The following is a 26,827-nucleotide window of genomic DNA, read 5'->3' as shown; positions in this document are numbered from 1 at the left end:
GGCGATCGCGATCCCCCCGCGCGTCTCGGCCCACTCCCCGAACGACGCGCCGACGATCTCGGGCAGTCCGTTCGCCGACGCGAGCGCCGTGCGCTCGAGCGAGTGTCGCATGGGGGCCATGAGGATCTCGCCGGCCTGTCCGAGTTCGCCGCCCACGATGATGAGCTCGGGGTCGAAGAGGTTGCACAGGCTCGCTGCGGCGATGCCGATGTGGCGTCCCGCGTCGGCGATGACGCGGCGCGAGCTGCCGTCGCCGTCCTCCGCCGCCTGCAGGAGGTCGCTGATGCGCTGCATGCCCGCGCTGGGAGGGAAGAGGGACAGCAGCGCCGGGCCGCCGGCGTAGGTCTCGAGGCATCCGCGGTTGCTGCAGCGGCAGATCGGCCCGTTCTCGTCGATCGTGACGTGGCCGATCTGTCCGGCCTTGCCGTTGACGCCGCGGAACAGGTCGCCGCCGACGATGAGGCCGGCGCTGATCGTGTGGCCGACCCGGATGTACACCGACGACGACGCCGTGCGCCCGCTGCCCTCACGGGCTTCGGCAAGGCCGCCGAGGTTGGCTTCGCTGTCGACGTAGACGGGACGCGCGATGCGCTCGGAGAGGCTCGCGGCGACGTCGACGCCCTCCCAGCCCGGCAGCAGCCCGGGCGTGGAGACCATCCCCGTGCGCGGGTCGATCGGAGCCGGGAGTGCGAGCCCGACGGACAGGAGGTCGGTCACCGTGCCGCCGAGCGACTCCATGAGCTCGCTGAGAAGGATCGCGAGGCGGTCGAGCTGCGCGTCGTGCCGGTGGTCGAGCGGGAGCGGAAGCGAGGTCTGGCTGACGACCGTGCGCGTGACATCCGCGATCGCGATGTGCAGCTGCCGGGAGGTGTAGTGGACGCCCGCGACGAGGCCCAGCTGCCGGGCGAGCGACACGAGCGTCGCGCGCCGTCCGCTGCGCGACGTGATCGACGTGTGCAGGAGTCCCGCGGCCGTCAGCTCCTTGACGATGTTCGACACCGTCGCAGGCGACAGGCCCGTGCTGCCGGCGAGCTCGACCTGCGTGAGCCGGCCGTGGCGCTTGAGCGACTCCACCAGGCGCGCGCGGTTGGCCTCGCGGAGCGAGGTCTGCGAGCCGGGAGGGGACGTGCGGCGCACCATGGTGATGCTCACTGTACCCTGCCTGGTTTTGCCCAGGTCGGGCCGCGAGACCGGTCTTCTCGGCGGCATCGCGCCGTCGGCGGTCCGTTCTAGGCTGGTGGGATGCGCCTGGCCACCTGGAACGTGAACTCCATCCGCGCCCGCGTCGACCGCATCGTCGACTTCGCGGTGCGCGAGAGCATCGATGTGCTCGCGATGCAGGAGATCAAGTGCAAGGCCGACCAGTTCCCCTTCGACGCGTTCCACGACGCGGGCTACCACGTCGAGGCGCACGGCTTCTCGCAGTGGAACGGTGTCGCGATCGCGAGCCGCGAGCCGCTCAGCGACGTGCAGACGTCGTTCCCCGGCATGCCCGGCTTCGCATCGGGCCGTTTCGGTGTCGATCAGCCGCTCGAGGCGCGCGCGCTGGGCGCCACGGTCGGCGGCGTGCGGGTGTGGAGCCTGTACGTCCCGAACGGCCGGGAGCTCGGCGACCCGCATTACGACTACAAGCTCGAGTGGCTCGAGGCGCTGCGCGGTCACGTGCAGGCCAGCCTCGGGGCCGATCCCGACCTCGCGCTCGCGCTCGTCGGCGACTTCAACATCGCCCCCACCGACGCCGACAACGGCGACCCCGCCGTCGTCGTGGGCTTCGCGACGCACGTCTCGGCGCCCGAGCGCGAGGCGTTCGCCGCTCTCGAGCAGGCGGGGCTCTCCGACGCCGTGCGGCCGTTCGTGCCGTCGGGGTACACGTACTGGGACTACAAACGGCTGCGCTTCCCCAAGAACGAAGGCATGCGCATCGACTTCATCCTCGGCTCGCACGCCCTCACCGAGGCGGTCGCCGGCGCCGCGATCCACCGCGACGAGCGCAAGGGCGAGGCCCCGAGCGATCACGTCCCGGTCGTCGTCGACCTCGACTTCACGAGCCCGGAAGACGACGACGATCGGCCGATGATCTTCTGACCGCGGCATCCCGAACCACCATTTTCGGGCGATTCCACGCATTTCGGATCGCTGATGCCGTCGGATCCGATCTGCGCAGAATCGCCCGGTTCCGCTGCGCGGAATGGACCGGTCAGACCCCGCGTTCGGGCTGCGACATGTCGCCCGTCGCGGGCAGCCCCTCCGCCGGCGCGTAGCGCAGCAGCACGGCACCCGTCGACCCCGCCACGGGCGGCGCGACGAGCCTGAGGTTGCGGGGTGCGGCCCCGTCGGGGAACACCTTCTTGCCCTCGCCGAGCACGACGGGATAGACCCACAGCTTCAGCTCGTCGTACAGCCGCTCGCGCAGGAGCGTCTGGGCGAGATCGACGCTGCCGATCACCTGGATGCTCTCGTGCCGCTCGCGCAGCGCGGCGAGCTCACCGCCGAGATCGGGGCCGAGCTGCGTCGATCCCTCCCAGTCGAGCGCGAGCACGCCATGCGAGGCGACGTACTTCGGGATGCTGTTGAACTTCTGCGCGATCGGGTTGTCCTCGCCCTCGCCGTAGGTCGGCCAGTACGCGGCGAAGATGTCGTAGGTGCGGCGGCCGAGCACGAGGGCATCGATGCCTTCGATCCCCTCCCCCACATCGCCGCCGACGACCTCGTCGAAGAACGGCGCCTGCCACCCGCCGTAGGGGAACCCGCCCGTCGTGTCCTCGTCGGGACCGCCGGGCGCCTGCGCGACGCCGTCGAGGGTCGTGAACAGCACGATGGTGATGCGACCGGTCATGCCGGCTCCTCTCGTCTGGACAGCTCCCATGCACTCGCACTCAGGCCGCGAGCGCAACCCCCTCGGCGATGTGGAAGGTCGCCGCGAAGCGGTCGAGCAGCGTCGCGTCGCCCGAGACGACGGCGAGCACCTCCTCGTCGATCGCCGCACCCGGCGTGAGCTCGCCCGAGATGACGCGGCGGATCCCGGGGGCCGCCGCGAAGACGAGCTCGGGCTCCCCGCCGGGCGCCCGCGGTGCGAGCGGGTCGACGGGCCGGCCCGCCGGCGCGAGCTGCGTGACGAACAGCTCGCCCGCGACGACGTGCACGCGCAGGACGATGTCGCCGACGTGCACCTCGTAGACGGCGGGCGGAAGGGATGCCGCGACCTCGGCCTGGAAGGCCGTGCGCAGCGCCATCGTGAGCGAGTCGGCCGTGACGACGTCACCGTCGCCCGGCTCGCCCATCGACGCGAAGCCCCAGCGGCCCAGCGCGAGCACGATGGGCTCGAGCTGCCGCCCGTAGTCGGTGAGCTCGTACACGAGCCCGCAGTGCAGGAGCGGGACGCGCCGCACGACACCGCTCTCCTGCAGCTCCTTGAGCCGCGTGGAGAGGATGTTCGTCGGGATCTTGGGCAGCCCCTGTTTGAGATCGGTGTATCGCCGAGGGCCGACGAGCAGATCGCGGACGATGAGCAGAGCCCACCGCTCCCCGATCAGCTCGACGGCCGTCGTCACTCCGCAGTACTGCCCGTAGCTGCGGGAGGCCACGGCTATGCCTGGGCCTGCTCCGCCATGTAGGCCTCGGGGCCCTTCTCCGCGGCCACGGGGTCCATGTAGAGGAACTGGATGCCGTAGCCGTCCGGGTCGATGAGGTCGCGGCTGTACATGAAGCCGTAGTCCTGGGGGTCTCCCGGCGCCGTGCCGCCGTTGGCGACGCCGGCCTCGATCGTCTTGTCGACGTCGTCGCGCGAGTCGCGGCTGATCGACAGCAGCACCTGCGCGTGCGTCTTGGGGTCGGCGAACTCCTTGTCGTTGAAGGTCGAGAAGTACTCCTTCGTGAGCGCCATGAAGTAGATCTCGTCGCTCCACACGAGGCACGCGGCGTTGTCGTCGGTGAAGTTCGGGTTGACCTCGCAGCCGAGGGCCGTGTAGTAGGCCTTGGCGCGCTCGAGGTCGGTCGTCGCGATGTTGACGAAGATGCTGGTCATTGCCTTCTCCTGCCAGTCGTTGGGGCATCCGGCGCCCCGGCTTGTCGTATACTTGCAAAAAACAACCTTGCTTGTCAATAGCAAGTATCCTTCGACAGGCTCAGGAACCACCCTTCGACAGGCTCAGGAACCACGCTTCGATGAGCTCAGCGACCGAGGATGCGCCTACCGTGGGACTCGTGCTCGAACTGCGGAAGATCGTGAAGGCCTACGGCGGCAGACGCGTGCTCGACGAGGTCGGCTTCGACGTGCGCCCCGGTCGCCTGACAGGCTTCGTCGGCGGCAACGGCGCCGGCAAGACGACGACGATGCGCATCGCGCTCGGCGTGCTCGCGAAGGACTCCGGCGACGTGCTGCTCGACGGCGTCGCCGTGACGGCCGACGACCGCCGTCGCTTCGGCTACATGCCCGAAGAGCGCGGTCTGTACCCCAAGATGAAGGTCGGCGAGCACATCGCGTACCTCGCGCGCCTGCACGGCTACGGGAAGAGGGATGCCACGACCGCCGCGACGGCGCTCCTCGAGCGGCTCGGACTCGGCGAGCGCCTGGGCGACAAGGTCGAGACCCTGTCGCTCGGCAACCAGCAGCGCGCGCAGATCGCGGCGGCGCTCGTGCACGAACCGGAGGTGCTCCTCCTCGACGAGCCGTTCTCGGGGCTCGACCCGCTCGCGGTCGACGTCGTCGCGGGGGTGCTCCAGGAGCGCGCCGCGCGAGGCGTCGCCGTGCTCTTCTCGTCGCACCAGCTCGACCTCGTCGAGCGGCTCTGCGACGACCTCGTCATCATCGCGGCCGGCACGATCCGCGCCGCCGGCTCGCGCGACGAGCTGCGCGCCCAGCACGCCGTGCGCCGGTTCGAACTCGTCTCGTCGGGCGATGCGGCCTGGGTCGAGGGCGAGCCGGGCGTGCAGCTCCGGGGTCATCGGGGCGGCTGGGCCGTCTTCGACGCCGACACCGACCAGACGGCTCAGCGGGTGCTGCGCCGGGCGATGGAGCGCGGCGATGTCGCGAGCTTCGCGCCGCAGCATCCCTCCCTCGCCCAGATCTTCAAGGAGGTCGTCCAGTGACCGCCCTCGCGACGCCGACCCGGCGGATGGCACCGTCGACGATGCAGAGCGTCTGGCTCGTGACCGAGCGTGAGATCGGGTCGAAGCTGCGCAGCCGCGCGTTCGTCGTGTCGACGCTGATCCTGCTCGGCATCGCCCTGGCCGCCGTCGTATGGGGCGGCATCGCGGCGCGCACGACGCAGGCGGTCCCCGTGGCGGTCACGAGCGAGACGGCCGCGGCGGTCGCGAACGTCGAGGGCGTCAGCGCGACGACGGCGCCGTCGGCCGACGCCGCGATCGCGATGGTGAAGGACGGCACCGCGCTGGCCGCGATCGTGCCGGCCGACGACCCCTCGAGCAGCTATCCGTACAAGATCGTCGCCAAGGACTCGTACCCCGAGACGCTCGTGGCGATGCTGAGCGTCTCGCCCGAGGTGCAGCTTCTCGAGGAGAGCCCGCAGGATCAGCTCCTGCGGTACTTCGTGGCCCTCGGCTTCGGCGTCGTGTTCCTCATGGCGGCGAGCATGTTCGGCGGCACGATCGCGCAGAGCGTCGTGGAGGAGAAGCAGACGCGCGTCGTCGAGCTGCTCATCTCGGCGATCCCGGTGCGGGTGCTCCTGGCCGGCAAGGTGCTCGGCAACACCATCCTCGCCATGGCGCAGATCGTCGCGCTCGCCGCGATCGCCGTCATCGGCCTCGCCTTGAGCGGGCAGACGGCCGCCCTCGAGGGCCTCGGCGGACCTCTCGTGTGGTTCGCCGTGTTCTTCTTCTTCGGGTTCGTGCTGCTCGCGTCGCTGTTCGCCGCCGCGGGGGCCATGGTGTCGCGTCAGGAGGACATCGGCGCGACGACGACGCCGCTCACGATGCTGATCCTGGCGCCCTACCTGCTCGTGATCTTCTTCAACGACAACCCGGTCGTGCTGACGATCATGTCGTACGTGCCGTTCAGCGCCCCCGTCGCGATGCCGCTGCGCATCTACCTCGGCCAGGTGTCGTGGTGGGAGCCGCTGCTGTCGCTCGCGATCCTCATCGCGACGTGCCTCGCCGCGATCCTCGTCGGTGCGCGCATCTATGAGAACGCCCTCCTGCGCATGGGTGCGCGGGTCACGCTCAAGGAGGCGCTCACCCGCTGACGGATCGGATGCCGCGTCCCCGGCCTTCTGTCAGCGAACTGGTCACGTCGCGACCGAACGGCCGTGGCCCCGCCGCCCGCTGTGCCCGGCGAGCGCGTCGGCGGCGCGCACGAGAGCGAGATGCGTCAAGGCCTGAGGCGTGTTCCCCGCGTGACGCAGCGCCTGCGAGTCGTACTCCTCGGCGAGCAGGCCGACGTCGTTCGCGTAGGAGCAGAGCCGGTCCATGAGCTTCTCGGCGTCGTCGCGGCGCCCCGTGTGCGCGTACTGCTCGACGAGCCAGAACGAGCAGGCGAGGAACTGGTTCTCGTCGCCGGGCAGCCCGTCGACGCCGGTCTCGGTGCGGTAGCGCAGGAGCAGGCCGTCGTGCAGCAGGCTGCGCTCGAGCTCGGCGACGGTCCCCAGCATCCGCGGGTCGTCGTGCGCGCAGAAGCCGACCTGCGGCAGCAGGAGCAGCGACGCATCCACCGCGGTCGAGCCGTAGTGCTGCACGAAATGACCCCGCTCGGCGTCGAACCCGCGCTGCTCGATCTCGGCGCGCACGCGGTCGCGCAGCCGCTCCCACTCGTCGGCGTCGCCCGACAGGCCCAGCTCGCGAACGGCGCGCACGCCGCGATCCAGCGCCGCCCAGATCATGACGCGCGAGTGCGTGAACAGCTGCGGCTCCCCGCGGATCTCCCAGATGCCCGAATCGGGCCGGTCGATCGTCGCGATGACGCGGGCGATGAGGGCTCGCTGCAGCGGCCACGAGAACGAGTCCTCCTCGACCCCTGCGCTGCGCGTCGCCTCGAGCGCGACGAGCACCTCGCCGATGACGTCGGCCTGGAACTGGTCGACCGCGCCGTTTCCGATGCGCACCGGCGCGGCTCCGTCGTAGCCGGGAAGGTTCGGAAGCGTCCGCTCGGGCAGGTCGCGCTCGCCCGCGATGCCGTACATGATCTGGGTCTGCGACGGGTCGCCGGCGAGCGCCCGCAGCAGCCAGTCGCGCCAGCGGTGCGGGCTGCGCACGAAGCCGTGCGACAGGAGCGCCTCGAGCGTGAGCGCGGCATCCCGCAGCCACACGTAGCGGTAGTCCCAGTTGCGCACACCCCCGAAGTCCTCGGGAAGCGACGTCGTCGCGGCGGCGATGATGCCCCCGGTGTCCTCGTGCGTCAGGGCGCGCAGCACCAGGAGCGAGCGGATGACCGACTCGTGATGCGGACCGTCGTGGTCGATGCGCGAGGCCCAGTCCCGCCACCACTTCCCGGTGGCGTCGAGTGTCTCGTCGACGTCGAGGGGCGGCGGCACGTCGAGGTGCGACGAGAAGTAGGTGAGGGTGAGGTCGACGACCTCGCCCGCGGCGACCTCGAACCGGCCGTGGTGCGCGTGATCGTGGGCCTTGCGATGCGCACCGCGCAGGATGACGGCATCCGGTCCCGCGATCGCGAGCTGAGCGGGCGCGTCCTCGGTGCCCGCCTGCCGCACCCACGGGACGGTGCGCGCATAGTCGAAGCGCAGGCGCACCTCGTCGGCGAGCTCTACGGCGCCTTCGATGCCGACGATGCGGCGCACGAGGTCGGTGCGCTCTGCGTCGATCGGCATGACGTCGTGCACCTCCGCGACGCCGGTCGACGTCTCCCACCGCGTGACCAGCTCGAACGAGTCGCCCTCGTAGCGCCGCATCGAGACCGCCTCGGGGTCGCTCGGGCGCAGGTGCCAGCATCCGTGTCCCTCATCGCCGAGCAGCGCGGCGAAGACGGATGCCGAGTCGTAGCGCGGCAGGCACAACCAATCGACGCTGCCGTCGCGCGACACGAGCGCCGCCGTCCGGCAGCTGCTCACGAGTGCGTAGTCCTCGATCGGAGCAGACACGGTCCGATTCTTCCAGCCCCCTGGCGCGCGGGCTCCGCGGGGCTATCGTGACCGGCATGGCGATACAGGCGACGCTGTGCATCCTGGGAGCATCGGGCGATCTCACGTCGCGCCTGCTGCTTCCGGCTCTGGCCCAGCTGCTGACGGAAGAGACCGAGCGCAGCGTGCGGCTCGTGGGCGCGGGCATCGACGACTGGGACGACGACACCTGGCGCTCGGTCGTCGCCGAGGCGTTCGCGACGGCATCGCCCTCGGGGCCGGCCGTCGACGCGGTGCGCCGCGAGACGGTGTATCGGCGCACCGACATCACCGATCCCGACGAGATCGGGCGGCTCATCCACGAGTGCGAAGGGCGCGTCGCGCTCTACTTCGCCGTGCCGCCGGCGGTCGCTGCGGCCTCGTGCCAGGCGCTCGAGAAGGTCGATCGACCCGAGGGGCTCATCCTCGCGCTCGAGAAGCCGTTCGGCACTGACGAGGCCTCCGCGAAGGCGCTCAACGAGCAGCTCGCGCGCCTCGTGCCCGAAGAGCAGGTCTACCGGATCGACCACTTCATGGGCCGCTCGACGGTGCTCAACGTGCTCGGGCTGCGGTTCGCGAACCGCGTGCTCGAGCCGGTGTGGTCGAATGATCAGATCGACGCGGTCACCATCCGCTACGACGAGGTGCTGGGTCTGGAGGGCCGCGCGGGGTACTACGACCGCGCCGGCGCCCTCGTCGACATGATCCAGAGCCACCTGCTGCAGGTGCTCGCCGTCGTCGCGATGGATCCGCCGTCGACCCTGGATGCCACCGACTTGCGCGATGCGAAAGCGGCCGCGCTGCGGGCGACGAGGGTCTGGGAGGACGATCCGGTCGCGAATTCGCGCCGCGCCCGCTACACCGGCGGCGCCGTCGGCGAGCGTGCGCTGCCCGACTACGCTGCAGAACCCGGGGTCGATCCGGCGCGTGAGACCGAGACACTGGCCGAGGTCACGCTGGAGGTGCAGACCGTGCGATGGGCGGGGGTTCCCTTCACCCTGCGGTCGGGAAAGGCGCTCGGCGAGAAGGTCAGGGAGATCGTGATCCGCTTCAAGGAGGTGTCGCACCTTCCCCACGGCTTCACGGGCTCCGCCGAGCCGTCGGTCCTGCGCCTGTCGCTCGGGCCGGACCGCATGTCGCTCGAGCTCAATGTCAACGGCCCGGGCGATCCGTTCTCGCTCGAACGCGCCTCGCTCGACGTGGACTTCGGAGAGGGAGCGCGCCGGGCGTACAGCGAGGTGCTGTCGGGCATCCTCGACGGCGACCCGACCCTGTCGGTGCGCGGCGACACGGCCGAGAACTGCTGGCGCATCGTGCAGCCCGTGATCGACGCGTGGAAGCGCGGCGACGTCCCGCTCGAGGCCTATCCCGCGGGCTCCTCCGGCCCCGCCGGCTGGCCCGCGCTGTAACCCCGCCCCCACGCGGGACCGTGAGCCTCCACCTGACTGCCGAGCACCCGGGTGGCACCCGCGCTCTCATCCCGCAGATGGAGGCTCACGGATTCGGCCTCAGCGCTCGACGAGCACGCCATCGGCGTCGGCCCAGACGTGCCGCCCCGGAACGAACGTCACGCCCGCGATCGTCACGGGCACATCGACCTCGCCGACGCCGTCCTTCGCGCTCTTGCGCGGGTTCGAGCCCAGCGCCTTGACGCCGAGGGGCAGCATCCCGATCGCCTCCCGATCGCGGATCGCACCGTGCACGATGATCCCCACCCAGCCGTTGTCTGCGGCGGATGCCGCGATGAGGTCGCCGACGAGCGCCGACTCGAGCGACCCGCCGCCGTCGATCACGAGCACCGCGCCGTCGCCGGGGGTCGCGAGCGTCGCCTTGACGAGGGCGTTGTCGCGATGGCAGCGCACGGTGCGCACCGGGCCGTCGAACGCGACGCGCCCGCCGAGGTCGTGGAGCTGGAGGGCGAGCGAGTCGAGCTCGTCGCCGCGCTCGTCGTAGAGGTCTGCCGTCGCCGTCATACCGCCACGCTACGGGTGCGCGCCGCGCGCGGGTGGCGGCTGCGTGGCGGAAGTTCTCGCGAACTTCTCGCCGTGTGAATCGACCCCGTGGCCGCGCGTCCGCACGCGGCCTAATATGCCGCTCGGAGAGCGGAGTGCGCCCGCTCGTCGACGAGATGGAACGACCCGGAAGGCGGGTGGATCCGATGGTCGAGAAGGACGGCGTCGAGGCCGGCGCGATCTTCGATCGGTGGTTCGAGGTGGAGGTCGTGGCTCCCATGGCCGACTTCCGAAGCCCCGCGCAGGAGTGGCGGCGTCTCGTCTCGGAGGTGTTCGGCACGTTCCTGCTCGTGATCGTGGCGGCGGGCGGCGGGATGATGGCGCAGGCCTATCCCGGCACGATCAGCCGGTCGGCCGAGGTCGTCGCCCCCGGGCTCATGGTCATGGGCGTCATCCTGTTCATGGGCAAGATCTCCGGTGCTCATCTGAATCCCGCCGTCACGCTCGCGTTCTCGCTGCGCGGCGACTTCCCGTGGCGCCGCGTGCCCGGCTACCTCGTCGCGCAGCTGCTCGGCGCGACGCTCGCCGCCCTGCTGCTGCGCGCCGTGATCGGCGTCTCGGCGACGTACGGGTCGAACTATCCCGACCCCGCGGCGACGCCGGCCCAGGCGTTCGCCATGGAGGCCCTCCTGACGCTCGGCCTCGTGAGCGTCATCCTCGGCACCGCCTCCGGAGCGCAGAACGTCGGAGTGCTCGGCGCTGTCGGCGTGGGCGGCTACATCGCCCTCGCTGGACTGTGGGGCAGCCCCATCTCCGGCGCGTCGATGAACCCCGCCCGCACCTTCGGACCCGACCTCGCGAGCCTCGACTTCCGCGATTACTGGGTGTATCTGGCGGGCCCGATCACGGGAGCCCTCGCCGCCGTGGTCCTCGCGTACGTGCTCCGGGGTGCGGGCGGCGGCCGCGCCGGGTCGAGGACGGCGCAAGGCGACATCGGCACCGAGGTCGCCAACCCCGACAAGCCCTGAGGGCGCCACGACACCCGATTCGCGCGGATGCGGCCGTGCGCGGGGTCGCCGTGCCTAAGGTTGACCATGGCCGCGAGCATCCTGTCGATCGGCACGGCGGTGCCTCAGGCCCGCGTCTCGCAGAGGGCGGCGCGCGACGTCTTCGCGGAACAGCCGGGCCTCAGCCGCATCACGCAGCGGCTCATCCACGCCGCCTTCGACGCATCGGCGATCGACCACCGGAACACGGTGCTCTCCGACCTCGTCGCCGCCGTCGAGGAGGGGCGACGGGATGCCTCGCCCGACGACCCCCCGGCCGGCTCGAGCCCTGTCATCCAGGCGCCCTCGACCGGGGACCGCAACGACGTGTACATCCAGCTCGCTCCACCACTGTTCGCAGAGGCATCGGCGCAGGCGCTGGCCGAGGCATCCGTCTCGCCCGCCGACGTGACCCACGTCGTGACCGTCTCGTGCACGGGCATGTTCGCGCCCGGGCCCGACTTCCGCGTCGTGAAGGACCTCGGCCTCTCCCCCGCCGTCGAGCGGTACCACATCGGCTTCATGGGGTGCGCGGCGGCTCTGCCGGGACTGCGGGCCGCGGCGCGCATCTGCGCGGCGCAGCCCGAGGCGGTCGTGCTCGTGGCGGCGGCGGAGCTGTGCACGCTGCACATCCGGTCGTCGGAAGACCCGCAGCAGATCGTCGCCGCCTCCGTCTTCGCCGACGGCGCGGCGGCGGCAGTCGTGTCGGCGCGCAGCTTCGGCGCCGGGCCCCGACTCGAGCTCGACCGGTTCCGCACGGTGCTCACGAGCGAGGGCGAGTCGGAGATGGTCTGGACGATCGGCGACGAGGGATTCGACATGGTGCTCACCGCCGAGGTGCCGCGCATCATCGGCCGAGAGATCCGCGACGCCGTCGGCGCCTTCCTCGGCGAGGACGAGCCCGACGTGTGGGCCGTGCACCCGGGCGGACGCAGCGTGCTCGACCGCGTCGAGGCCGGTCTCGCGCTCGACCCCGCCGCGCTCGACGCCTCGCGGGACGTTCTGCGCCGGCAGGGCAACATGTCGAGCGCCACGATCCTCTTCATCCTCCGCGATCTCCTGCACGACGGCCTCGACCACGGCGCCCGCATCGCCGCCCTGGCGTTCGGGCCGGGGCTCACGGTCGAGTCGGCACTGCTGACGCGCGTGCCGGGGCGCGCGTGACGGTCGACCTGAGCGCGCGCGACGTCGACGTCGCCGAACTCATGGACGATCCGGACTGCGACCCCGTACTCCTCGCCGCGACCCTCCGCCGGTTCGACACCATCAATCGGATGTGGAGTGGGTGGGCCCGGCTCTACGAGGCGCGCCTCGCCCCCTTCCTCGCGTCTCTCGAGCGCCCGGCGCGCGTGCTCGACCTCGGCTCGGGTGGCGGCGACCTCGTCGCCCGCCTGGCGCGGCTGGCCGCGCGCGACGGACTCGACGTGCGGTGGGTGGGCGCCGACCCCGACGAGCGCGCCCTCCACGTCGCCCGTGAGCGCGCGTCGTCGCGCATCGAGTTCCGGGCGATGGATGCCTCGGCCCTCCGCTGGGCGGGCGAGCGGTTCGACGCCGTGCTGTCGAACCACGTCCTGCATCACCTCTCGGCCGCCGATGTCGCGGTGTTCGCCGCCGATTCGCTCGCGCTGAGCGACGGGATCGCGCTGCACTCCGACATCCGCCGCAGCCGCCCCGCCTACGCGCTGTACGCGATCGGCGTGACTCCTTTCGCGCCTGGCACGTTCCTGCGCACCGACGGGCTTCGCTCGATCCGCCGCAGCTACCGGGCCGGGGAGCTCGCCGAGACGCTCGGGAGGCCCTGGACGGTCCGGGATGCCGCACCCTTCCGCGTCGTCGCCGAGGCGCGCGCCGATGCCTGACGTCATCGTCGTCGGCGCGGGACCCGTCGGCACGCTCCTCGCCGGGGAGCTCGCGCGACGCGGGGTCGAGGTGGCGCTGCTCGAGCGGCGCGCGTCGGCCGGTGACGGCACACGGGCGATCGGCGTGCACGCGCCCGTGCTCGCGGCTCTCGAGGCATCCGGAATCACGGAGCGCCTGCTCGCCTCTGCCGTGCGCGTATCGCGCGGCGAGGCACGCTCCGGCGGGCGGGCGATCGGCGTCGTGCGGTTCGACCGGCTGGATCGGCGCTTCCCCTTCGTCGCAGCGCTGCCGCAGGCCGCGACCGAGGCCGCGTTGTCGCTCGGGGCTCCTGCTGCTTCACGCGGCGTCGCGGTGACGGAGGTCTCTCCCGGATCGGGCTTCGTGAGGGTCTCGCTCGACGGGCGGGAGCCGCTGCGGGCGCCGATCGTCGTCGTCGCGGGCGGATGGCGCGCGCGTCGGCTCGTGTACCGCCCGGGCGCCGTCCATGTGCGCCCCTACGCCGACAGCTACCTCATGGCCGATGTCGCCTCCGACGCCGACGGAGACCTCGCCGTCGTCAACATCGACCGCGAGGGCGTGCTCGAGTCGTTCCCGCTCCCGGGCGGTCGGCGACGGTTCGTCGCGTGGGACGCGGGGACGGATGCCTCCCCGCGGCGACTGCGCACGGCGCTGCGCGCGCGGGGACAGGACGCCGCGGCCGACCTCGTGACGACGGCGACGCGGTTCGAGGTGCGTCGGGCCGTCGCCCCGGCGCTCCGCCGCGGACGTCTCTTCGTCGTCGGCGACACCGCCCACGAGGTGAGCCCCATCGGCGGGCAGGGCATGAACCTGGGACTCCTGGATGCCGCGACCCTCGCACCCCTCGTCGCGTCGTGGGTGCGCACGGGGTCTGAGCCCGCCGCCGAACTCGCCGCCTGGGAGCGCCGACGGGTGGCCTCGGCCCGCACCGCGGCTCGGCTCGCGGCCCTCAACACGTCGCTCGGCCGGCCCCTCGGCCCGGCGGCTCACGCGGTGCGGCGCACGGGCCTGCGACTCGCCCTGCTGCCTCCCGGCGCACGCCTTCTCGCCCACGCGTACGCGATGGGCTTCGACCGCGACGCCTGAGCCGCCCGGAGGGCTCTTGCGCTCCGCGGCCCCCGCGAGGAACATGCGGGGCTAAGCGAGGCCTACCCGGGCTTCGGTCCGAGCAGGAGACTGCCATGAGCAAGCGATTCACAATCGGAGCCGCACTTCTCGCCGTCGCGGCGGCGGGGGTGATTCTCACGGTGCCGTCGGCGGCGGAGGCGAGTGCAACGGTCACGCGGTTCACCTTCTCAGGGACGGAGACCTTCGCCGACTCGCCGCCGGAGTGCGTGCCCGAAGTCAAGTCGGGAGTGACGAATGCGGTCGACACCGGCTCCGGGCAGATCACGGAAACCTCCCACGGCTACCAGATCCACGTGAGCGACACGTTCGTCTACCGCACAGACTTCGACGACGGCTCGTACCTGACCGGAGTCGCCCATGGCCACTTCACCGAGGTCGGGACCGGCTCGGTCACCGTCCACACGGAAGTGGTCCGCGAGCCCCGCACGATCTACTCCGCCGATGGCGTCCCCATCGGGAGGGTGATGATCCACTATCTGCTGCACACGACGACCGACAACCTCACAGGGGACACCTCAGCGAGCATCGAGAAGTTCTTCGCAACCTGCTACTGACCCGCAGCACCTCACGGTCGGCGCAGCGACTTCGTACGTACTCGCCGAGAACGTACGACATTCGCGCCAACGACGTGTGCGCTCGGCGAGTGCGTACGAACTCGCCGAGGGGTGGCGCCCGCAGACTCGAGATCTCACCGGAGCGTGGCGCCCGGAGACTCGAGCCTCACGCGGCGTAGGCGCCGCCCGTCGCGACGAGCTGCGCCGCCAGCAGCAGCGCGGCGAGCATCACGAGCCGGAAGAGCAGCCGCGTCGGCGGGCGCACGAGGGCCAGCACCGCCGTCGCCACGGCCACGACAGCGACCGCCGAGAAGAACACCCAGGCCAGGACCGACGGCGCACCCGCCGACCCGCCCACGAGCACGGCGATCGCCCCGACGACGATCCCGGCGGCCGCGACGACGGCCGAGGCCCGCGCCCCGAGCCGATGCGGCAGCCCGCGCACGCCCGTGGCGCGGTCGTCGTCGAGGTCGGGCAGCACGTTCGTCAGATGGACGGCGGCGCCCAGCGCCGCCCCCGCGACCCACCCCCACGGCGCAGCGACCCGCGGATCGGGCATCGACAGTGTCGCGAGCGATGGGAAGATGCCGAAGCTCAGGAGGAAGGGCACGATCGAGAACGCCGTGGCCTTGATACCGGCGTTGTACGCCCACGCCGACGCGAGGAAGACCGCGTGGGCGGCCAGCATCCCGAATCCGAGCGGTGCCGACAGCGCGAGCGCGACCACCACGGCGCCGATCGCGGCGACCCAGGCCGTGCGCTCCGTCACGTCGCCTCGGGCGATCGGCTTGTCGTCCCGCCCGACGGCGCGGTCGCGGGGCGCGTCGATCGCGTCGTTCGAGAGTCCGATCGACACCTGACCCGCGAACACGGCGAGGGTCAGCAGTACGAGCCGCCACGGTTCGAGACCGACCGCGATGCCGAGTGCGAGGGCGAGCGCCGTGACGACGAGCGTCGGGCCGGGATGCGTCGAGCCCCACAGTGCCCGCACGGTGCGCATGAGCCCCCCAGATCAGGCGTCGACCGGGTAGCGTCCCCGGACGATGCCCATGATGCTCGTCACGACCTGCGCGAGGTAGGCCAGGCCGATGATCGTGGCGGCGATGTAGAAGATCGCCTGCGACGTCTCGTATGAGATCCCCGTCCACGTCGACAGGGCCGAGTCGAGGTGTCCGCTGTCGCCCGAGTCGGGCACGGTGAGGGCTCCGAGGAGGAGCCCGACCCACAGCACGATCGTCGGGATGTCGTACGCGAGCCGCGTCTTGCGGGCGCGGCGGGACTGCGTGTCGAAGAGGGTCAGCAGCGGCGGCACGAGCAGCACGAAGATCACGAGGATGCCGTAGACGATGCCGACGATCGCGAGCCAGCCGAGCTCGGCGCCCACCACCCCGCGACCGAGGAAGAAGAAGATCGGCAGCAGCACGCCGAGCACCCATTGGGCGATGAACACGAAGCGGCCGGTCCCTGCGAAGCGCATGGTCCGACCGTAGCGGGCCCGCCGCTCCGCCCGTCGTATTGCGTCACCTGGGAATGCCGCGCAGGTACATGTGGTTGCATGCATCTGGGCCGACGGCGTCCCGGCAGAAGATCCGACTCCAAGGAGACGCCCATGTCCACTCTCATCGACCGCACGGCCGAGACCGACGCCCCGATCCTCGACATCCTCGCCGAGCGCTGGAGCACCCGCATCTTCGATCGCGACGCGGTCATCGACGAGGCCGCGCTGGCGAGCGCCCTCGAGGCCGCCCGCTGGACCCCGACCGCCGCCAACACTCAGGCGTGGCGCGTCCTCGTCGCCCGCCGCGGATCCGCCGCGCACGCCACCGTGCTCGCCTCGCTCGCCGGCTTCAACAGCGCCTGGGCGGGCGACGCCGCCGCGCTCGTCGTGTTCGTCGCCGAGACGACCCGCGACGGCGAGCCCATGAAGTGGGCGCAGTACGACACCGGCCAGGTCGCGGCGCACTTCACGGTGCAGGCCCACGCGAACGGTCTCTCCACCCACCAGATGGGCGGCTTCGACCGCGACGCGATCGCCTCCGGCTTCGAGCTGAGCGACGACTTCACGCCCGTCACGGTCATGGCGATCGGCGAGCTCGGCGACATCCGCCAGGCGTCGGAGGAGCTCCAGGCGCGCGAGAACGCGCCGCGCGTGCGCCGCCCGGTCGCCGAGTCGGTGCTCGTCGACGACTGATCCCCCCGAGAACGACGGATGCCTCCCCGCGTGTTTACGGGGAGGCATCCGTCATCTTCACGAGCCGATACAGCGCCGTCGAGCCGATACGCGATCAGCGGTTCGAGCCGTATCGGCTCGCGACAGCTGTATCGGCTCGCCGAAAGGGGTCAGTCGTCGAGGAGCTCGGCCTCGATGACCTCGTCGTCAGCGGCGTCGGCCGGCGCGGCAGGGCCCTCGCTCGTCAGGACCAGCGCGGAGCCGTCGGCGGCGACATCCACCCGAACGACTTCTCCGTCGCGCACGCCGCCCGACAGGATCGCCATCGCGAGGCGGTCCTGGATCTCGGACTGGATGAGCCGGCGCAGCGGCCGCGCCCCGAACACGGGATCGTAGCCGCGCTCGGCGAGCCACGTGCGCGCCTCGGGTGTCACGGCGAGCGTCAGGCGACGGTCGCGCAGTCGCCGCTGCAGCGCGTCGACGGCGAGCTCGACGATCTGCGCGAGGTCGTCCTCGGTCAGCGCCTGGAACACGACGATGTCGTCGAGGCGGTTCACGAACTCGGGCTTGAACGCCTGCCGCACAAGGCCCTGCACCTGCTCGCGCTTCTGCTCGAACGACAGCGTCGGATCGATGAGGATCGGCGAGCCGAGGTTCGACGTGAGAATCAGGATGACGTTCTTGAAGTCGACCGTGCGGCCCTGTCCGTCGGTGAGGCGGCCGTCGTCCATGACCTGCAGCAGCACGTCGAAGACCTCGGGATGCGCCTTCTCGACCTCGTCGAGCAGCACGACGCTGTAGGGGCGCCGCCGCACGGCCTCGGTCAGCTGGCCGCCCTGCTCGTAGCCGATGTAGCCGGGAGGGGCGCCGACGAGGCGCGAGACGGAGTGCTTCTCGCCGTACTCCGACATGTCGATGCGCACCATGGCGTGCTCGTCGTCGAAGAGGAACTCGGCGAGCGCCTTCGCGAGCTCGGTCTTGCCCACGCCGGTCGGGCCGAGGAACAGGAACGAGCCGGTCGGACGGTTCGGGTCGCTGATGCCGGCGCGCGACCGGCGCACGGCATCCGCCACGGCACGCACGGCGACCTTCTGCCCGATGAGCCGCTTGCCGAGCTCGGCCTCGAGGTGCAGCAGCTTCTCGGTCTCGCCCTGCATGAGGCGACCGACCGGGATTCCGGTCCAGGCCGCGATGACGGCCGCGATGTCCTCGTCGGTGACCTGGTCGCTCACCATGCGGTCGCCGGCGGGCTCTTCGCGCTCCGCGTCGAAGAGCTGCCGCTCGAGCGAAGGGATCTCGGCGTACAGCAGCCGCGACGCCTTCTCGAGGTTGCCCTCGCGCTGCGCGCGCTCGGCCTCCATGCGGGCGGCGTCGAGCTTGGTCTTGAGGTCGCCGACGCGGTTGAGCGATGCGCGCTCGCGCTCCCAGCGCGCCTGCAGGTCGTCGAGACGGGCCTGCTCGCCGCCGAGCTGCTCGCGCAGCTTCGCGAGGCGCTCCTTGGAGGCGTCGTCCTTCTCCTTCTTGAGGGCGAGCTCCTCGAGCTTGAGCCGGTCGACGTGTCGGCGCAGCTCGTCGATCTCGAGCGGTGCCGAGTCGATCTCCATGCGCAGCCGCGACGCGGCCTCGTCGATGAGATCGATGGCCTTATCGGGCAGCTGCCGCGACGGGATGTAGCGATGACTGAGGGATGCCGCGGCCACGAGCGCGCCGTCGGCGATCGCGACCTTGTGGTGGGCCTCGTACCGCTCCTTGAGTCCGCGCAGGATCGCGACGGTGTCTTCGACCGAGGGCTCGCCGACGTAGACCTGCTGGAAGCGGCGCTCGAGCGCGGCATCCTTCTCGATGAACTCGCGGTACTCGTTGAGCGTCGTCGCGCCGATCATGCGCAGCTCGCCGCGCGCGAGCATGGGCTTGAGCATGTTGGATGCCGCGACCGATCCTTCGCCTCCGCCCGCGCCCATGAGCACGTGCAGCTCGTCGATGAACGTGATGATCCGACCGTCGGACTCGGTGATCTCCTTGAGGACGTTCTTGAGGCGCTCCTCGAACTGCCCGCGGTACATGGCGCCGGCGACGAGCGCCGAGATGTCGAGGGTGACGAGCTCCTTGTCCTTGAGCGACTCGGCGACGTCGCCCGCGACGATGCGCTGCGCGAGCCCCTCGACGACGGCGGTCTTGCCGACGCCGGGCTCGCCGATCAGCACGGGGTTGTTCTTGGTGCGGCGGGTCAGCACCTGGCTGACGCGCCGGATCTCGCTGTCGCGCCCGATGACGGGGTCGAGCTTGCCTTGCCGGGCACGGTCGGTGAGGTTGATGCCGAACTGCTCGAGGGCGCTGCGCGCGTCCTCCTGCCCAGGCTGCTGGGTGGCGTTCATGGTTCTCCTTGAAGTCTTCGCGACAAAGTTGAGTCGCTAAGGCTCAAGTTTAGCAAGAGAGGGATGCCTCAGGCAACGCCCTCATCGGGTACCTCGGTGCCGAAGGCGTCCATAGCCCGTGCTCTCGCCGAAAGCCCGCGCTGTGCACGGGTCAGATCGTGGGCTCTCGGTCACAGCACGGGCTATGGACAGGAGAACGGGCAACGCCTCCGGGGTGTATCAGGCGCTTCCGGTCGCGCTCCTGCAGTGCAACACTCGGCACGAGCAGTGGAGTCCGACATGCCTGTACTTGACCGCTTCCTCGCCTCGACGCAGGGACTGCACTTTCCCAACGCCTGGCCGCACGGCGCACCCGGCTTCGTGGCCGACGTCGCGCCGGTCGGACGGCTCCGCTTCGGCGACGCCGGCAACGGCCTGTGCGGCGGGATGGCGTTCACGGCATCCGATCTGTACCTCGCGAAGCGACGCCCACCCTCCGACACGACGCCGCCCGGCGAGGACAGCCCGCTGTTCCGCTACATCTCGGCGCGGCTCGTCGAGAGCTTCGACCTCCCGCTCGGCGTCTTGAAGTACTACAGCTGGGCGAACACGCCCGACGCCGACACCGGCTTCCCGCCCATCGTGTGGCGTGGGGTCGCGAGCCGGACCATCCTCGACCAGCTCCCGAAGATCACGCGAGAGATCGACGCGGGCCGGCCCGCGAACCTCGGCCTCGTGACGGTGCACTCGCTCGACCCGGCCGCCCTCGGCAAGTGCCATCAAGTGGTGGCATACGGCTGCTCGCGCCGCAATCGGGTGGCGAAGGTGCGCGTCTACGATCCGAACCAGCCCGACCGCGACGACATCACGATCACGCTCGACACGTCGCATCCGGCCGACGCCACGACGATCTCGTCGAATGTCGACTGCGGTCCCATCCGCGGCTTCTTCGTCAGCTCCTACACGCGCAAGGATCCGCGCGCGATCGCCGGGCCGCGCTGGACCTGACCCCTCGACAAGCTCGGGGGCCGGAAGGGGAGCTCGGAGACCGGAGATCGGTCAGGCGACGATCTCCAGCACCGGCGCAACCGACTCCATCGACTCGTCGTGGCAGGCGAAGCGCGCCCGGTAGGCGGTCGGGGTCACATCGAGCACGCGGGAGAAGTTCTGCCGCAGCACGGCGGCCGATCCGAAGCCGCTCTCGTACGCGATGCGATCCAGGCCCAGGTCGGTCTTCTCGAGCAGGCGCTGCGCGTGGATGATGCGCTGACGCGCGAGCCACGCCGCCGGCGTCGCGCCGAAGTCGGCCTTGAACCGGCGTGCGAATGTGCGCGGCGACATGTGCGCCTTCGCCGCGAGCTGGTCGACGGTGAGCTCGAGGCGGATGTTCTCCAGCATCCAGTCGGTCACGGGTGCGAGCGAGAGGCTCTGCACCTCGGGCAGCGGCTTGTCGATGAACTGCGCCTGCCCGCCGTCGCGCTGCGGCGGCACGACCATGCGCCGGGCGATCTTGTTGGTGAGCTCGGCGCCCAGCTCCTGACGCAGCAGGTGCAGGCACGCATCGAGACCCGCCGCCGTGCCGGCGCTCGTGATGATGCGGCCGGACTGCACGTAGAGCACGTCGGGGTCGACCTCGATGTCGGGATACATCTGCACCATCGTGTCGGCGTACATCCAGTGGGTCGTCGCGCGCTTGCCGTCGAGCACGCCGGACGCGGCGACGACGAACGAGCCGCTGCACACGCTCAGCACCCACGCGCCCCGCTCGGCAGCGCGGCGCACCACCCCCGCGACCCGCACGTCGATGCAGTTCCACGTGCGCCGGGGCACGGGCGTCACGACGACCAGGTCGGCGTCGTCGGCGAACGCGAGGTCGTCGGGGATGTTGATCGAGAAGCCGATGTTCGACCGGATCGCGCCGGGCTCGGGCGTCACGATGCGGAAGTCGAAATTCGGGATGCCGTCATCCGACCGGTCGAGCCCGAAGGCCTCGCACGCGAGGCCGAACTCGAAGGGGGCGAACCCCTCCTGCACGATGACCGCGACGGTTTTCATGACGCCTCCTGATCTGGCGCAGGGTGGCAGATTTCCTACGCTTCGTGGCCATCCTGCCACTCGTGGCAGTCAGGGCGCAAGCGTAGCGTTTCTGCCATGTTCATGGTGATTCTTCTCGCAGCCCTCGCGATCCTCGCGATCGCCTCGACGATCGCCGCCCTCCGCACGGACGGCTACCGTCGCATCCCGACCGATTGGTCGCGCGTCCCGGACCGGCCGGTCCGGCCGCACACTCAGCCCGCCAGCACGCGCTCGTAGACCTCGACCATCGCCGCTGTCCGCGACGACTGGCGGAACCGCTCGCGGATCGACGCGTCGGGCGCCGGCGCGGCGCCCGCCTCGATGTCGGCGGCGGCCCGGCGCAGCACCGCGGCGAGCGCCGCCGTCGAGCTGCCGGAGGGCGACCAGTGCCCCGAGCCGAGCTCGGCAGCGATATCGGGGTCGCTCACGATCGACGGCGTGCCGAGCGCGGCGGCCTCGAACACGGTCATGCCCTGCGTCTCGAAGCCGATGGAGGTCTGCACGACGGCGTCGGCCGCGCGGATGCGCCGCAGCGTCTCGACATACGGCAGGCGCCCCGCGAAGACGACCGAGGCCGCCGGATGACGCTTCTCGACGATGCGCCGCGCAGCGGCGAGCTGACCGCCGCCGCCGATGATCTCGAGCTCGGCCCGCACGCCGGACTCGGCGACCGCCTCGAGAAAGGGCAGCAGGCGCTTCTCGGGGCTCATGCGCCCCAGCCACACGAAGCGCGGAGGTCCTGACGGCCGATCCGCGTCCGCGGCGAGCGCCGCGTCGAGCACGTCGTCGTCGATGCCGTTCCAGACGACGTCGACGCCGCCCGCACCGCGTGGGACCACGCCGTGCTGCTCGAGCCGCCGGGCGAAGTGCGTGGAGGGGGCCGTCACAGCCGCGCTCGGCGCCGCGAGCCGGCGCAGGTAGGCCCAGCCGTCGCGGCCGGGGGCGGCCGATCCGAGTGAACGTCGCTCCCACGCGTTGAGCACGCGCAGCACGGTCTTCGGGATCGGTGTCGTCGCCTCGATGCCGACATCGACGCGATTGTGCATCGTGTGGACGACCGGGATGCCGTGGCGCGCAGCGTACCGGTGCCCGATGTAGGCACCCCAGAAGTCGGCCTGCACGTGCACGACGTCGACGGGCGGACGGCCGCGGAGCGCGGCATCCACCCAGCTGTCGGTGCGACGACCCGGCCACGTGAGCGAGTACTCCCGGTCGACGGTGATGGGGATCGACGGCATGTCCAGGTACGCGGCATCCGCAACCGGCGCCCGCCCGTGCATGGCGGGCGCGACGACCGTCACGGTGTGGCCGGCACGCTCGAGGAACCGGCGCTGCAGGCGCATCGACACCTGGGCACCGCCCAGCGACTCGACGTGCTGGTCGCCGAACATCACGACGTGCACGATCGGCCTACTCGGGGATCGGTTCGTCGCGGTAAAGCGCCTCGAACGTGTCGAGCGTGCGGTGGATGTCATGCACCTTCACGCCGTCGAGTGACGCCTGCTGCATGCGCAGGCGCTCCTCCGGTGAGGCCGTGAGCACATCGGTGAGGCGGGCGGCCAGCTCGTCGACGTTGCCCGGCTCGAACAGGTAGCCGTTCTCGCCGTCCTGCACGAGGTGCGGCAGGGCGACGGCGTTCGCCGCGACGATCGGCAGGCCCGACGCCATCGCCTCCATCGTGGCGATCGACTGCAGCTCGGCGATCGATGCGATGGCGAACAGGCTCGCGCGCGAGTACAGCGCGCGCAGCTCCTCCTCCGACGTGTGCCCGTGGAAGGTCACGCGAGGCTCGAGTCCGAGCTGGTGCGTGAGCAGTTCGAGGTTCCGGCGCTGGTCGCCGCCGCCGACGATGTCGAAGTGCACGTCGAGCGCGGGGTCGAGCTTGGTGATCGCGCGCAGCACCTCGTCGATGCGCTTCTCAGTCGTGAGGCGGCCGACGAACAGGATGCGGTTGGCGTCGCGCGGCGTGAGGTCGGGCGTGTAGTTCGACCGGTCGATGCCGCAGCTGACAGCGATGACGTTCTGGACCGCGATCGTCTTCTCGAGGAACTCGGCGGCCTTGCGCGTCGGCGTCGTGACGGCGCGCGTCATGTCGAACGTGCGCTTGGCGTCGTCCCACGCGAGCTTGATGGCATAGCGGGTCCAGGATGCCGGCAGCACGGTGAAGTCGAGGACGTTCTCGGCCATGACGTGGTTGGTCGCGACCACCGGGATGTCGCGCTGCCGGGCGATGCGGGTGAGACCGCGGCCGATGATGATGTGCGACTGGATGTGCACGACGTCGGGCTTGACCTCGGCGAGCACGCGACGCGCGTAGTACTTCGACCGGAATGGCATGACGAAGCGCAGCCAGTCGTGCGGGTACCAGCGCCATGACGGCAGCCGGTGCACCGTCATCTCCTCGCCCTCGATGACCTCACGGAACGTGCCGTGCTTGGAGTGCTTCTCGCTGGGGGCCGCGACGTGCACATCGTGCCCACGGGCGACGAGGCCGGCGGCGAGGCGCTCGGCGAACCGGGCGGCGCCGTTCACGTCGGGCGCGAACGTGTCGGCCCCGATCAGGATGGTCAACCGCTCGGCGGGCGCACCGGTGTCGGCGGGCTCAGCGGGGTCTTCGGGAGTCGCGGGGGAAGTCACGGGATGGGTGGCTGCCTATCTCTGCGGCGCGCGCCCGTGTTTGCACAGGCGCGAGCCCCCACTCTACCCGAGCGGCCCGGGCGGTCCTCGAGACCGCGCCGCACGGGCGCAGCGCGGCTAGACCTTGAGGTCCTGCTTGGGCACGACGACCTCGCGGATGATCAGGAGGATGGATGCCGTGATCGGCAGCGCGATGAGCACGCCGAGCACGCCCATGAGGGTGCCGCCGACCATCGCCGCGATCAGCACGAGCGCCGCCGGGATCGAGATCGCCTTGTTCATGACGCGGGGGCTCACGACGTACGACTCGATCTGGATGTAGACGAGGTACGCGATGAAGAAGATCAGCGCCTGCTGCGGGCTCGAGAACAGCGCGATGACCGACGCCAGGATCCAGAAGATCACCGAGCCGAAGAGCGGGATGAGCGTGATGACGAACGCGATGACCGCCATGAGTGCCGGGAACGGCAGCCCGATCACGAGGTGCAGCACGAAGACGACCGCCGCGTTGAGCGACGAGAGCGTCACGGAGCCGATGAGGGCGCTGCCGACCGAGTCGGTGATGCGCTCGGTCATGTCGGTGAGCTTCGGCCGGTTGCGGGCGGGAGCGAGCGAATACAGCGCGCCCTTCATGGCACCGAGCGAGGCGAGGAAGTAGAGCGTCAGGGCGACGACGATGAAGCCGCCCGAGATCGCACCGACGATGCCTGCGGCGACGTGCAGCACGCCGCCGCCGACCGCGGCGAGGAAGCCCGGTGCCGCGATGGTCGCGGCGAGCTGGTCGAGCGCCGTGCCCAGGCCCGCCTGCCACTCGGCGGGAAGGCTCAGGAACCACTCCGACTGCGGGATCTCGTCGATCGCCTTCGGAAGCGCCTCGAAGAACTGCCCGATCTGCGCGATGACGGGCGGGAGGACGAACACGAGGAAGGCGACCATCAGGAGCGCGAAGGCGCCGAACACGATGCCGATGCCGGCGCCGCGCTTGACGTTGTGCCGCTCGAGCATGCGCACGATCGGGTCGAGGCCGAGCGAGAGGAACAGCGCCAGCACGATGTAGGCGAGGATCGTCGAGATCGAGAAGATCGCACTGCCGAGCACGAGGGCGGCGAGCACGCCGAGGGTCGCCGCGAATCCGGCGACGAGCGGACGGTCGATGACGGCGAGGACGCGCGCGCGGAATCCGGTGTCGATGTGCGCGGGGACCTCGGGGAGGATCGCCGCGACCGGGTCGACCGAGGCCGGCGCGACCGGGTCGCCCGGGTCGACCGGGTCGACCGAGGCCGGCGCGGGCGCGCCGGGCGAGACAGGCGTATCGCTCATGGCGCCACTCTAGGACTCAGCCCCAGCGGGTGACGGTGGGGCGCGCCATCCCCCTCACCCGGCCCGGGTGAGCGCGATTCCCCGCCCGCGCGGTAGCGTTCCAGGACAGCGGCGGGGGGAACCGCATCCTCGCCCGTAACGTCGGGAGACTCTCGCCATGGACTCCGTGCTCGGTGCGAACCTCGCCTGGATCGCGGGGGTCGTGCTCAACCTCGCGATCATCGTCGCTGCTCTTCTGATCCTCCCGAAGCGGCGCAAGCCCACAGCAGCCATGGCGTGGCTGCTCGCGATCTTCCTGCTGCCCTATCTCGGCATCATCCTGTTCCTGCTCATCGGCAGCATCAAGCTGCCGAAGAAGCGCGTCGAGGAGCAGGCCCGCATCGACGCGCGCATCCGCGAGCGCGTCGCCCTGGCGAAGCTCGAAACGCCGCACACCGACGAACCACGGTGGTTCCAGCGCATCCTGGAGCAGGCCGAGACGCTCACCGGCATCCCGGCGCTCCACGGCAACGCGATGACGCTCAACGGCGACTACAACGGGTCGATCCTCGACATGGCCGCCGAGGTCGACAAGGCGCAGCGGTACGTGCACGTCGAGTTCTTCATCATCGGCTTCGACGACACGACCCGCCCCTTCTTCACGGCGATGGAGAACGCCGTCAAGCGCGGCGTCAAGGTGCGCCTGCTCGCCGACTACATCGCGACGCGCAAGGTGCCGAACTCGAAGGAGATGACGGCGGAGCTCGACCGCATCGGCGTCGAGTGGGCGTGGATGCTGCCTGTCCAGCCCTTCAAGGGCAAGTACCAGCGCCCCGACCTGCGCAACCACCGCAAGATCGTCGTCGTCGACGGGACCGTCGCGTTCACCGGCTCGCAGAACCTCATCGATCGCACCTACGACTCCCCCAAGAACCAGAAGCGCGGCCTCAAGTGGCAGGAGCTCGTGACGCGCGTCGACGGGCCCGCGGGATCCGCCCTCAATGTCGTCTTCCTCTCCGACTGGGCGATCGAGACGGGTCAGATGCTCGCGGACGAGTACGTCGCCGTCGAGACGATCCCCGCCAAGGGCGACCTCGTCTGCCAGGTCATCCCGAGCGGGCCGACGTACTCGACCGAGAACAACCTGCGGCTGTTCCTCGCGCTCCTGTACGGCGCGACCGAGAAGATCATCATCACGAGCCCGTACTTCGTGCCTGACGAGGCGATGGTGTACGCCATCACGTCGGCGTGCGAGCGCGGCGTGGAGGTGCAGCTGTTCGTGTCGGAGATCGGCGACCAGTGGCTCGTGTGGCACGCACAGCGCTCGTACTACGGTGTGCTGCTCGAGGCCGGGGTGCGGATCTTCCTCTACCCGGCGCCGTTCATCCTCCACTCGAAGCACTTCTCGATCGACGACGACATCGCGGTGATCGGGTCGAGCAACATGGACATCCGCTCGTTCAGCCTCAACGCGGAGGTGTCGGTGCTCGTGCGCGGCGCGTCGTTCACCGCGGGCATGCGCGAGGTCGAGGAGGGCTACCGGCAGGCGGGCCGCGAGCTCACGCTCGAGGAGTGGCGCCGCGAGCCGCGCAGCGCGACCTTCTACGACGGCGTCGCCCGCCTGACGTCGGCGCTCAACTGACGTCCGCGCTCAACTGACATCGGCG

Annotated in this window: 26 protein-coding genes; 13 read left to right on the top strand and 13 right to left on the bottom strand. The window is 70.7% G+C overall.

What is annotated here, in order from left to right; translation table 11 throughout:
* A partial coding sequence (locus tag ACH3VR_RS12115) for an ROK family transcriptional regulator (protein ID WP_397556565.1) occupies positions 1-1,152 on the bottom strand: 1,152 nt, incomplete at its 3' end.
* A gap of 90 nt (positions 1,153-1,242) precedes the next feature.
* On the opposite strand from ACH3VR_RS12115, the gene ACH3VR_RS12110 reads away from it, so the two are divergent.
* Complete coding sequence (locus ACH3VR_RS12110; protein WP_397556564.1) at positions 1,243-2,085, top strand: exodeoxyribonuclease III; 843 nt, start codon at positions 1,243-1,245, stop codon at positions 2,083-2,085.
* A 112-nt stretch (positions 2,086-2,197) separates the two neighbouring features.
* Here the strand turns inward: ACH3VR_RS12110 and ACH3VR_RS12105 are convergent, their stop codons facing one another.
* The 3 genes from ACH3VR_RS12105 to ACH3VR_RS12095 are packed head-to-tail and all read right to left on the bottom strand — an operon-like array spanning position 2,198 to position 4,024.
* On the bottom strand, positions 2,198-2,836 hold the full coding sequence (locus tag ACH3VR_RS12105; RefSeq protein ID WP_397556563.1) for a dihydrofolate reductase family protein: 639 nt from the start codon (positions 2,834-2,836) through the stop codon (positions 2,198-2,200).
* Between the two features lie 40 nt (positions 2,837-2,876).
* Positions 2,877-3,584, bottom strand: a complete 708-nt coding sequence (locus tag ACH3VR_RS12100) for a winged helix-turn-helix transcriptional regulator (RefSeq protein ID WP_397556562.1) — start codon at positions 3,582-3,584, stop codon at positions 2,877-2,879.
* A gap of 2 nt (positions 3,585-3,586) precedes the next feature.
* Entirely contained in the window at positions 3,587-4,024 is a 438-nt protein-coding gene (locus ACH3VR_RS12095; protein WP_397556561.1) for a VOC family protein, read from the bottom strand.
* A 179-nt stretch (positions 4,025-4,203) separates the two neighbouring features.
* On the opposite strand from ACH3VR_RS12095, the gene ACH3VR_RS12090 reads away from it, so the two are divergent.
* Both ACH3VR_RS12090 and ACH3VR_RS12085 read left to right on the top strand, forming a co-directional pair.
* A complete protein-coding gene (locus ACH3VR_RS12090; protein WP_397556975.1) occupies positions 4,204-5,088 on the top strand; it encodes an ABC transporter ATP-binding protein in 885 nt (294 codons plus the stop codon).
* Between the two features lie 26 nt (positions 5,089-5,114).
* Entirely contained in the window at positions 5,115-6,200 is a 1,086-nt protein-coding gene (locus tag ACH3VR_RS12085) for an ABC transporter permease (RefSeq protein WP_397556974.1), read from the top strand.
* Between the two features lie 42 nt (positions 6,201-6,242).
* Here ACH3VR_RS12085 and ACH3VR_RS12080 read toward each other — a convergent pair whose 3' ends face one another.
* Positions 6,243-8,048: a glycoside hydrolase family 15 protein gene (locus ACH3VR_RS12080; RefSeq protein WP_397556560.1), complete on the bottom strand. Its 1,806-nt coding sequence runs from the start codon at positions 8,046-8,048 to the stop codon at positions 6,243-6,245.
* A gap of 56 nt (positions 8,049-8,104) precedes the next feature.
* On the opposite strand from ACH3VR_RS12080, the gene ACH3VR_RS12075 reads away from it, so the two are divergent.
* The gene (locus ACH3VR_RS12075) at positions 8,105-9,475 is read left to right on the top strand and encodes a glucose-6-phosphate dehydrogenase (RefSeq protein WP_397556559.1); all 1,371 of its coding nucleotides are present in this window, start codon (positions 8,105-8,107) and stop codon (positions 9,473-9,475) included.
* 99 nt (positions 9,476-9,574) lie between these two features.
* Here the strand turns inward: ACH3VR_RS12075 and rraA are convergent, their stop codons facing one another.
* A complete protein-coding gene (gene rraA, locus ACH3VR_RS12070; protein ID WP_397556558.1) occupies positions 9,575-10,039 on the bottom strand; it encodes a ribonuclease E activity regulator RraA in 465 nt (154 codons plus the stop codon).
* A 185-nt stretch (positions 10,040-10,224) separates the two neighbouring features.
* Here rraA and ACH3VR_RS12065 point away from each other — a divergent pair, with 185 nt between their 5' ends.
* The 5 genes from ACH3VR_RS12065 to ACH3VR_RS12045 all read left to right on the top strand — a co-directional run bounded on the left by ACH3VR_RS12065 (position 10,225) and on the right by ACH3VR_RS12045 (position 14,624).
* Positions 10,225-11,046 carry an MIP/aquaporin family protein gene (locus ACH3VR_RS12065; protein ID WP_397556557.1) on the top strand — a complete coding sequence of 274 codons (822 nt, stop codon included), beginning with the start codon at positions 10,225-10,227 and terminating at the stop codon, positions 11,044-11,046.
* 66 nt (positions 11,047-11,112) lie between these two features.
* Positions 11,113-12,228, top strand: coding sequence for a type III polyketide synthase (locus ACH3VR_RS12060; protein ID WP_397556556.1), 1,116 nt, complete (start codon positions 11,113-11,115; stop codon positions 12,226-12,228).
* Complete coding sequence (locus tag ACH3VR_RS12055) at positions 12,225-12,923, top strand: methyltransferase domain-containing protein (protein ID WP_397556555.1); 699 nt, start codon at positions 12,225-12,227, stop codon at positions 12,921-12,923. The genes ACH3VR_RS12060 and ACH3VR_RS12055 overlap by 4 nt, the downstream gene beginning before the upstream one ends.
* A complete protein-coding gene (locus tag ACH3VR_RS12050) occupies positions 12,877-14,028 on the top strand; it encodes an FAD-dependent oxidoreductase (RefSeq protein WP_397556554.1) in 1,152 nt (383 codons plus the stop codon). Before ACH3VR_RS12055 ends, ACH3VR_RS12050 begins: the two co-directional genes overlap by 47 nt.
* Positions 14,029-14,123: 95 nt before the next feature.
* Entirely contained in the window at positions 14,124-14,624 is a 501-nt protein-coding gene (locus tag ACH3VR_RS12045; protein ID WP_397556553.1) for a hypothetical protein, read from the top strand.
* Positions 14,625-14,790: 166 nt separating this feature from the next.
* On the opposite strand, the gene ACH3VR_RS12040 is transcribed toward ACH3VR_RS12045, so the two are convergent.
* The gene (locus ACH3VR_RS12040; RefSeq protein ID WP_397556552.1) at positions 14,791-15,624 is read right to left on the bottom strand and encodes a UbiA family prenyltransferase; all 834 of its coding nucleotides are present in this window, start codon (positions 15,622-15,624) and stop codon (positions 14,791-14,793) included.
* Positions 15,625-15,636: 12 nt separating this feature from the next.
* A complete protein-coding gene (locus ACH3VR_RS12035; RefSeq protein WP_397556551.1) occupies positions 15,637-16,101 on the bottom strand; it encodes a hypothetical protein in 465 nt (154 codons plus the stop codon).
* A 132-nt stretch (positions 16,102-16,233) separates the two neighbouring features.
* Between ACH3VR_RS12035 and ACH3VR_RS12030 the strand changes: the two genes are divergently transcribed.
* Complete coding sequence (locus ACH3VR_RS12030; protein ID WP_397556550.1) at positions 16,234-16,815, top strand: nitroreductase family protein; 582 nt, start codon at positions 16,234-16,236, stop codon at positions 16,813-16,815.
* Positions 16,816-16,964: 149 nt separating this feature from the next.
* Here ACH3VR_RS12030 and ACH3VR_RS12025 read toward each other — a convergent pair whose 3' ends face one another.
* Positions 16,965-19,169 (bottom strand): ATP-dependent Clp protease ATP-binding subunit, encoded by a 2,205-nt coding sequence (locus ACH3VR_RS12025; RefSeq protein WP_397556549.1) that lies wholly within the window; start codon positions 19,167-19,169, stop codon positions 16,965-16,967.
* Positions 19,170-19,448: 279 nt separating this feature from the next.
* Here ACH3VR_RS12025 and ACH3VR_RS12020 point away from each other — a divergent pair, with 279 nt between their 5' ends.
* Complete coding sequence (locus tag ACH3VR_RS12020; RefSeq protein WP_397556548.1) at positions 19,449-20,156, top strand: hypothetical protein; 708 nt, start codon at positions 19,449-19,451, stop codon at positions 20,154-20,156.
* A 51-nt stretch (positions 20,157-20,207) separates the two neighbouring features.
* Here the strand turns inward: ACH3VR_RS12020 and ACH3VR_RS12015 are convergent, their stop codons facing one another.
* Positions 20,208-21,203, bottom strand: coding sequence for a GlxA family transcriptional regulator (locus ACH3VR_RS12015; protein ID WP_397556547.1), 996 nt, complete (start codon positions 21,201-21,203; stop codon positions 20,208-20,210).
* Positions 21,204-21,299: 96 nt separating this feature from the next.
* Here ACH3VR_RS12015 and ACH3VR_RS12010 point away from each other — a divergent pair, with 96 nt between their 5' ends.
* Positions 21,300-21,461, top strand: a complete 162-nt coding sequence (locus ACH3VR_RS12010; RefSeq protein WP_397556546.1) for a hypothetical protein — start codon at positions 21,300-21,302, stop codon at positions 21,459-21,461.
* Here the strand turns inward: ACH3VR_RS12010 and ACH3VR_RS12005 are convergent.
* From ACH3VR_RS12005 to ACH3VR_RS11995, 3 genes are all read right to left on the bottom strand, one after another.
* Complete coding sequence (locus ACH3VR_RS12005; RefSeq protein ID WP_397556545.1) at positions 21,437-22,627, bottom strand: glycosyltransferase; 1,191 nt, start codon at positions 22,625-22,627, stop codon at positions 21,437-21,439. The genes ACH3VR_RS12010 and ACH3VR_RS12005 overlap by 25 nt on opposite strands.
* A 7-nt stretch (positions 22,628-22,634) precedes the next feature.
* Positions 22,635-23,861 carry a glycosyltransferase gene (locus ACH3VR_RS12000; RefSeq protein ID WP_397556544.1) on the bottom strand — a complete coding sequence of 409 codons (1,227 nt, stop codon included), beginning with the start codon at positions 23,859-23,861 and terminating at the stop codon, positions 22,635-22,637.
* 117 nt (positions 23,862-23,978) lie between these two features.
* Complete coding sequence (locus tag ACH3VR_RS11995; RefSeq protein WP_397556543.1) at positions 23,979-25,181, bottom strand: AI-2E family transporter; 1,203 nt, start codon at positions 25,179-25,181, stop codon at positions 23,979-23,981.
* 157 nt (positions 25,182-25,338) lie between these two features.
* Between ACH3VR_RS11995 and cls the strand changes: the two genes are divergently transcribed.
* Entirely contained in the window at positions 25,339-26,802 is a 1,464-nt protein-coding gene (cls, locus tag ACH3VR_RS11990) for a cardiolipin synthase (protein ID WP_397556542.1), read from the top strand.
* The last annotated feature ends 25 nt before the right edge of the window (positions 26,803-26,827 follow it).

Source organism: Microbacterium alkaliflavum (genome assembly GCF_044325405.1).
Classification (GTDB): Bacteria; Actinomycetota; Actinomycetes; order Actinomycetales; family Microbacteriaceae; genus Microbacterium; species Microbacterium alkaliflavum.
This window is presented reverse-complemented; position numbering and strand designations above follow the sequence as displayed.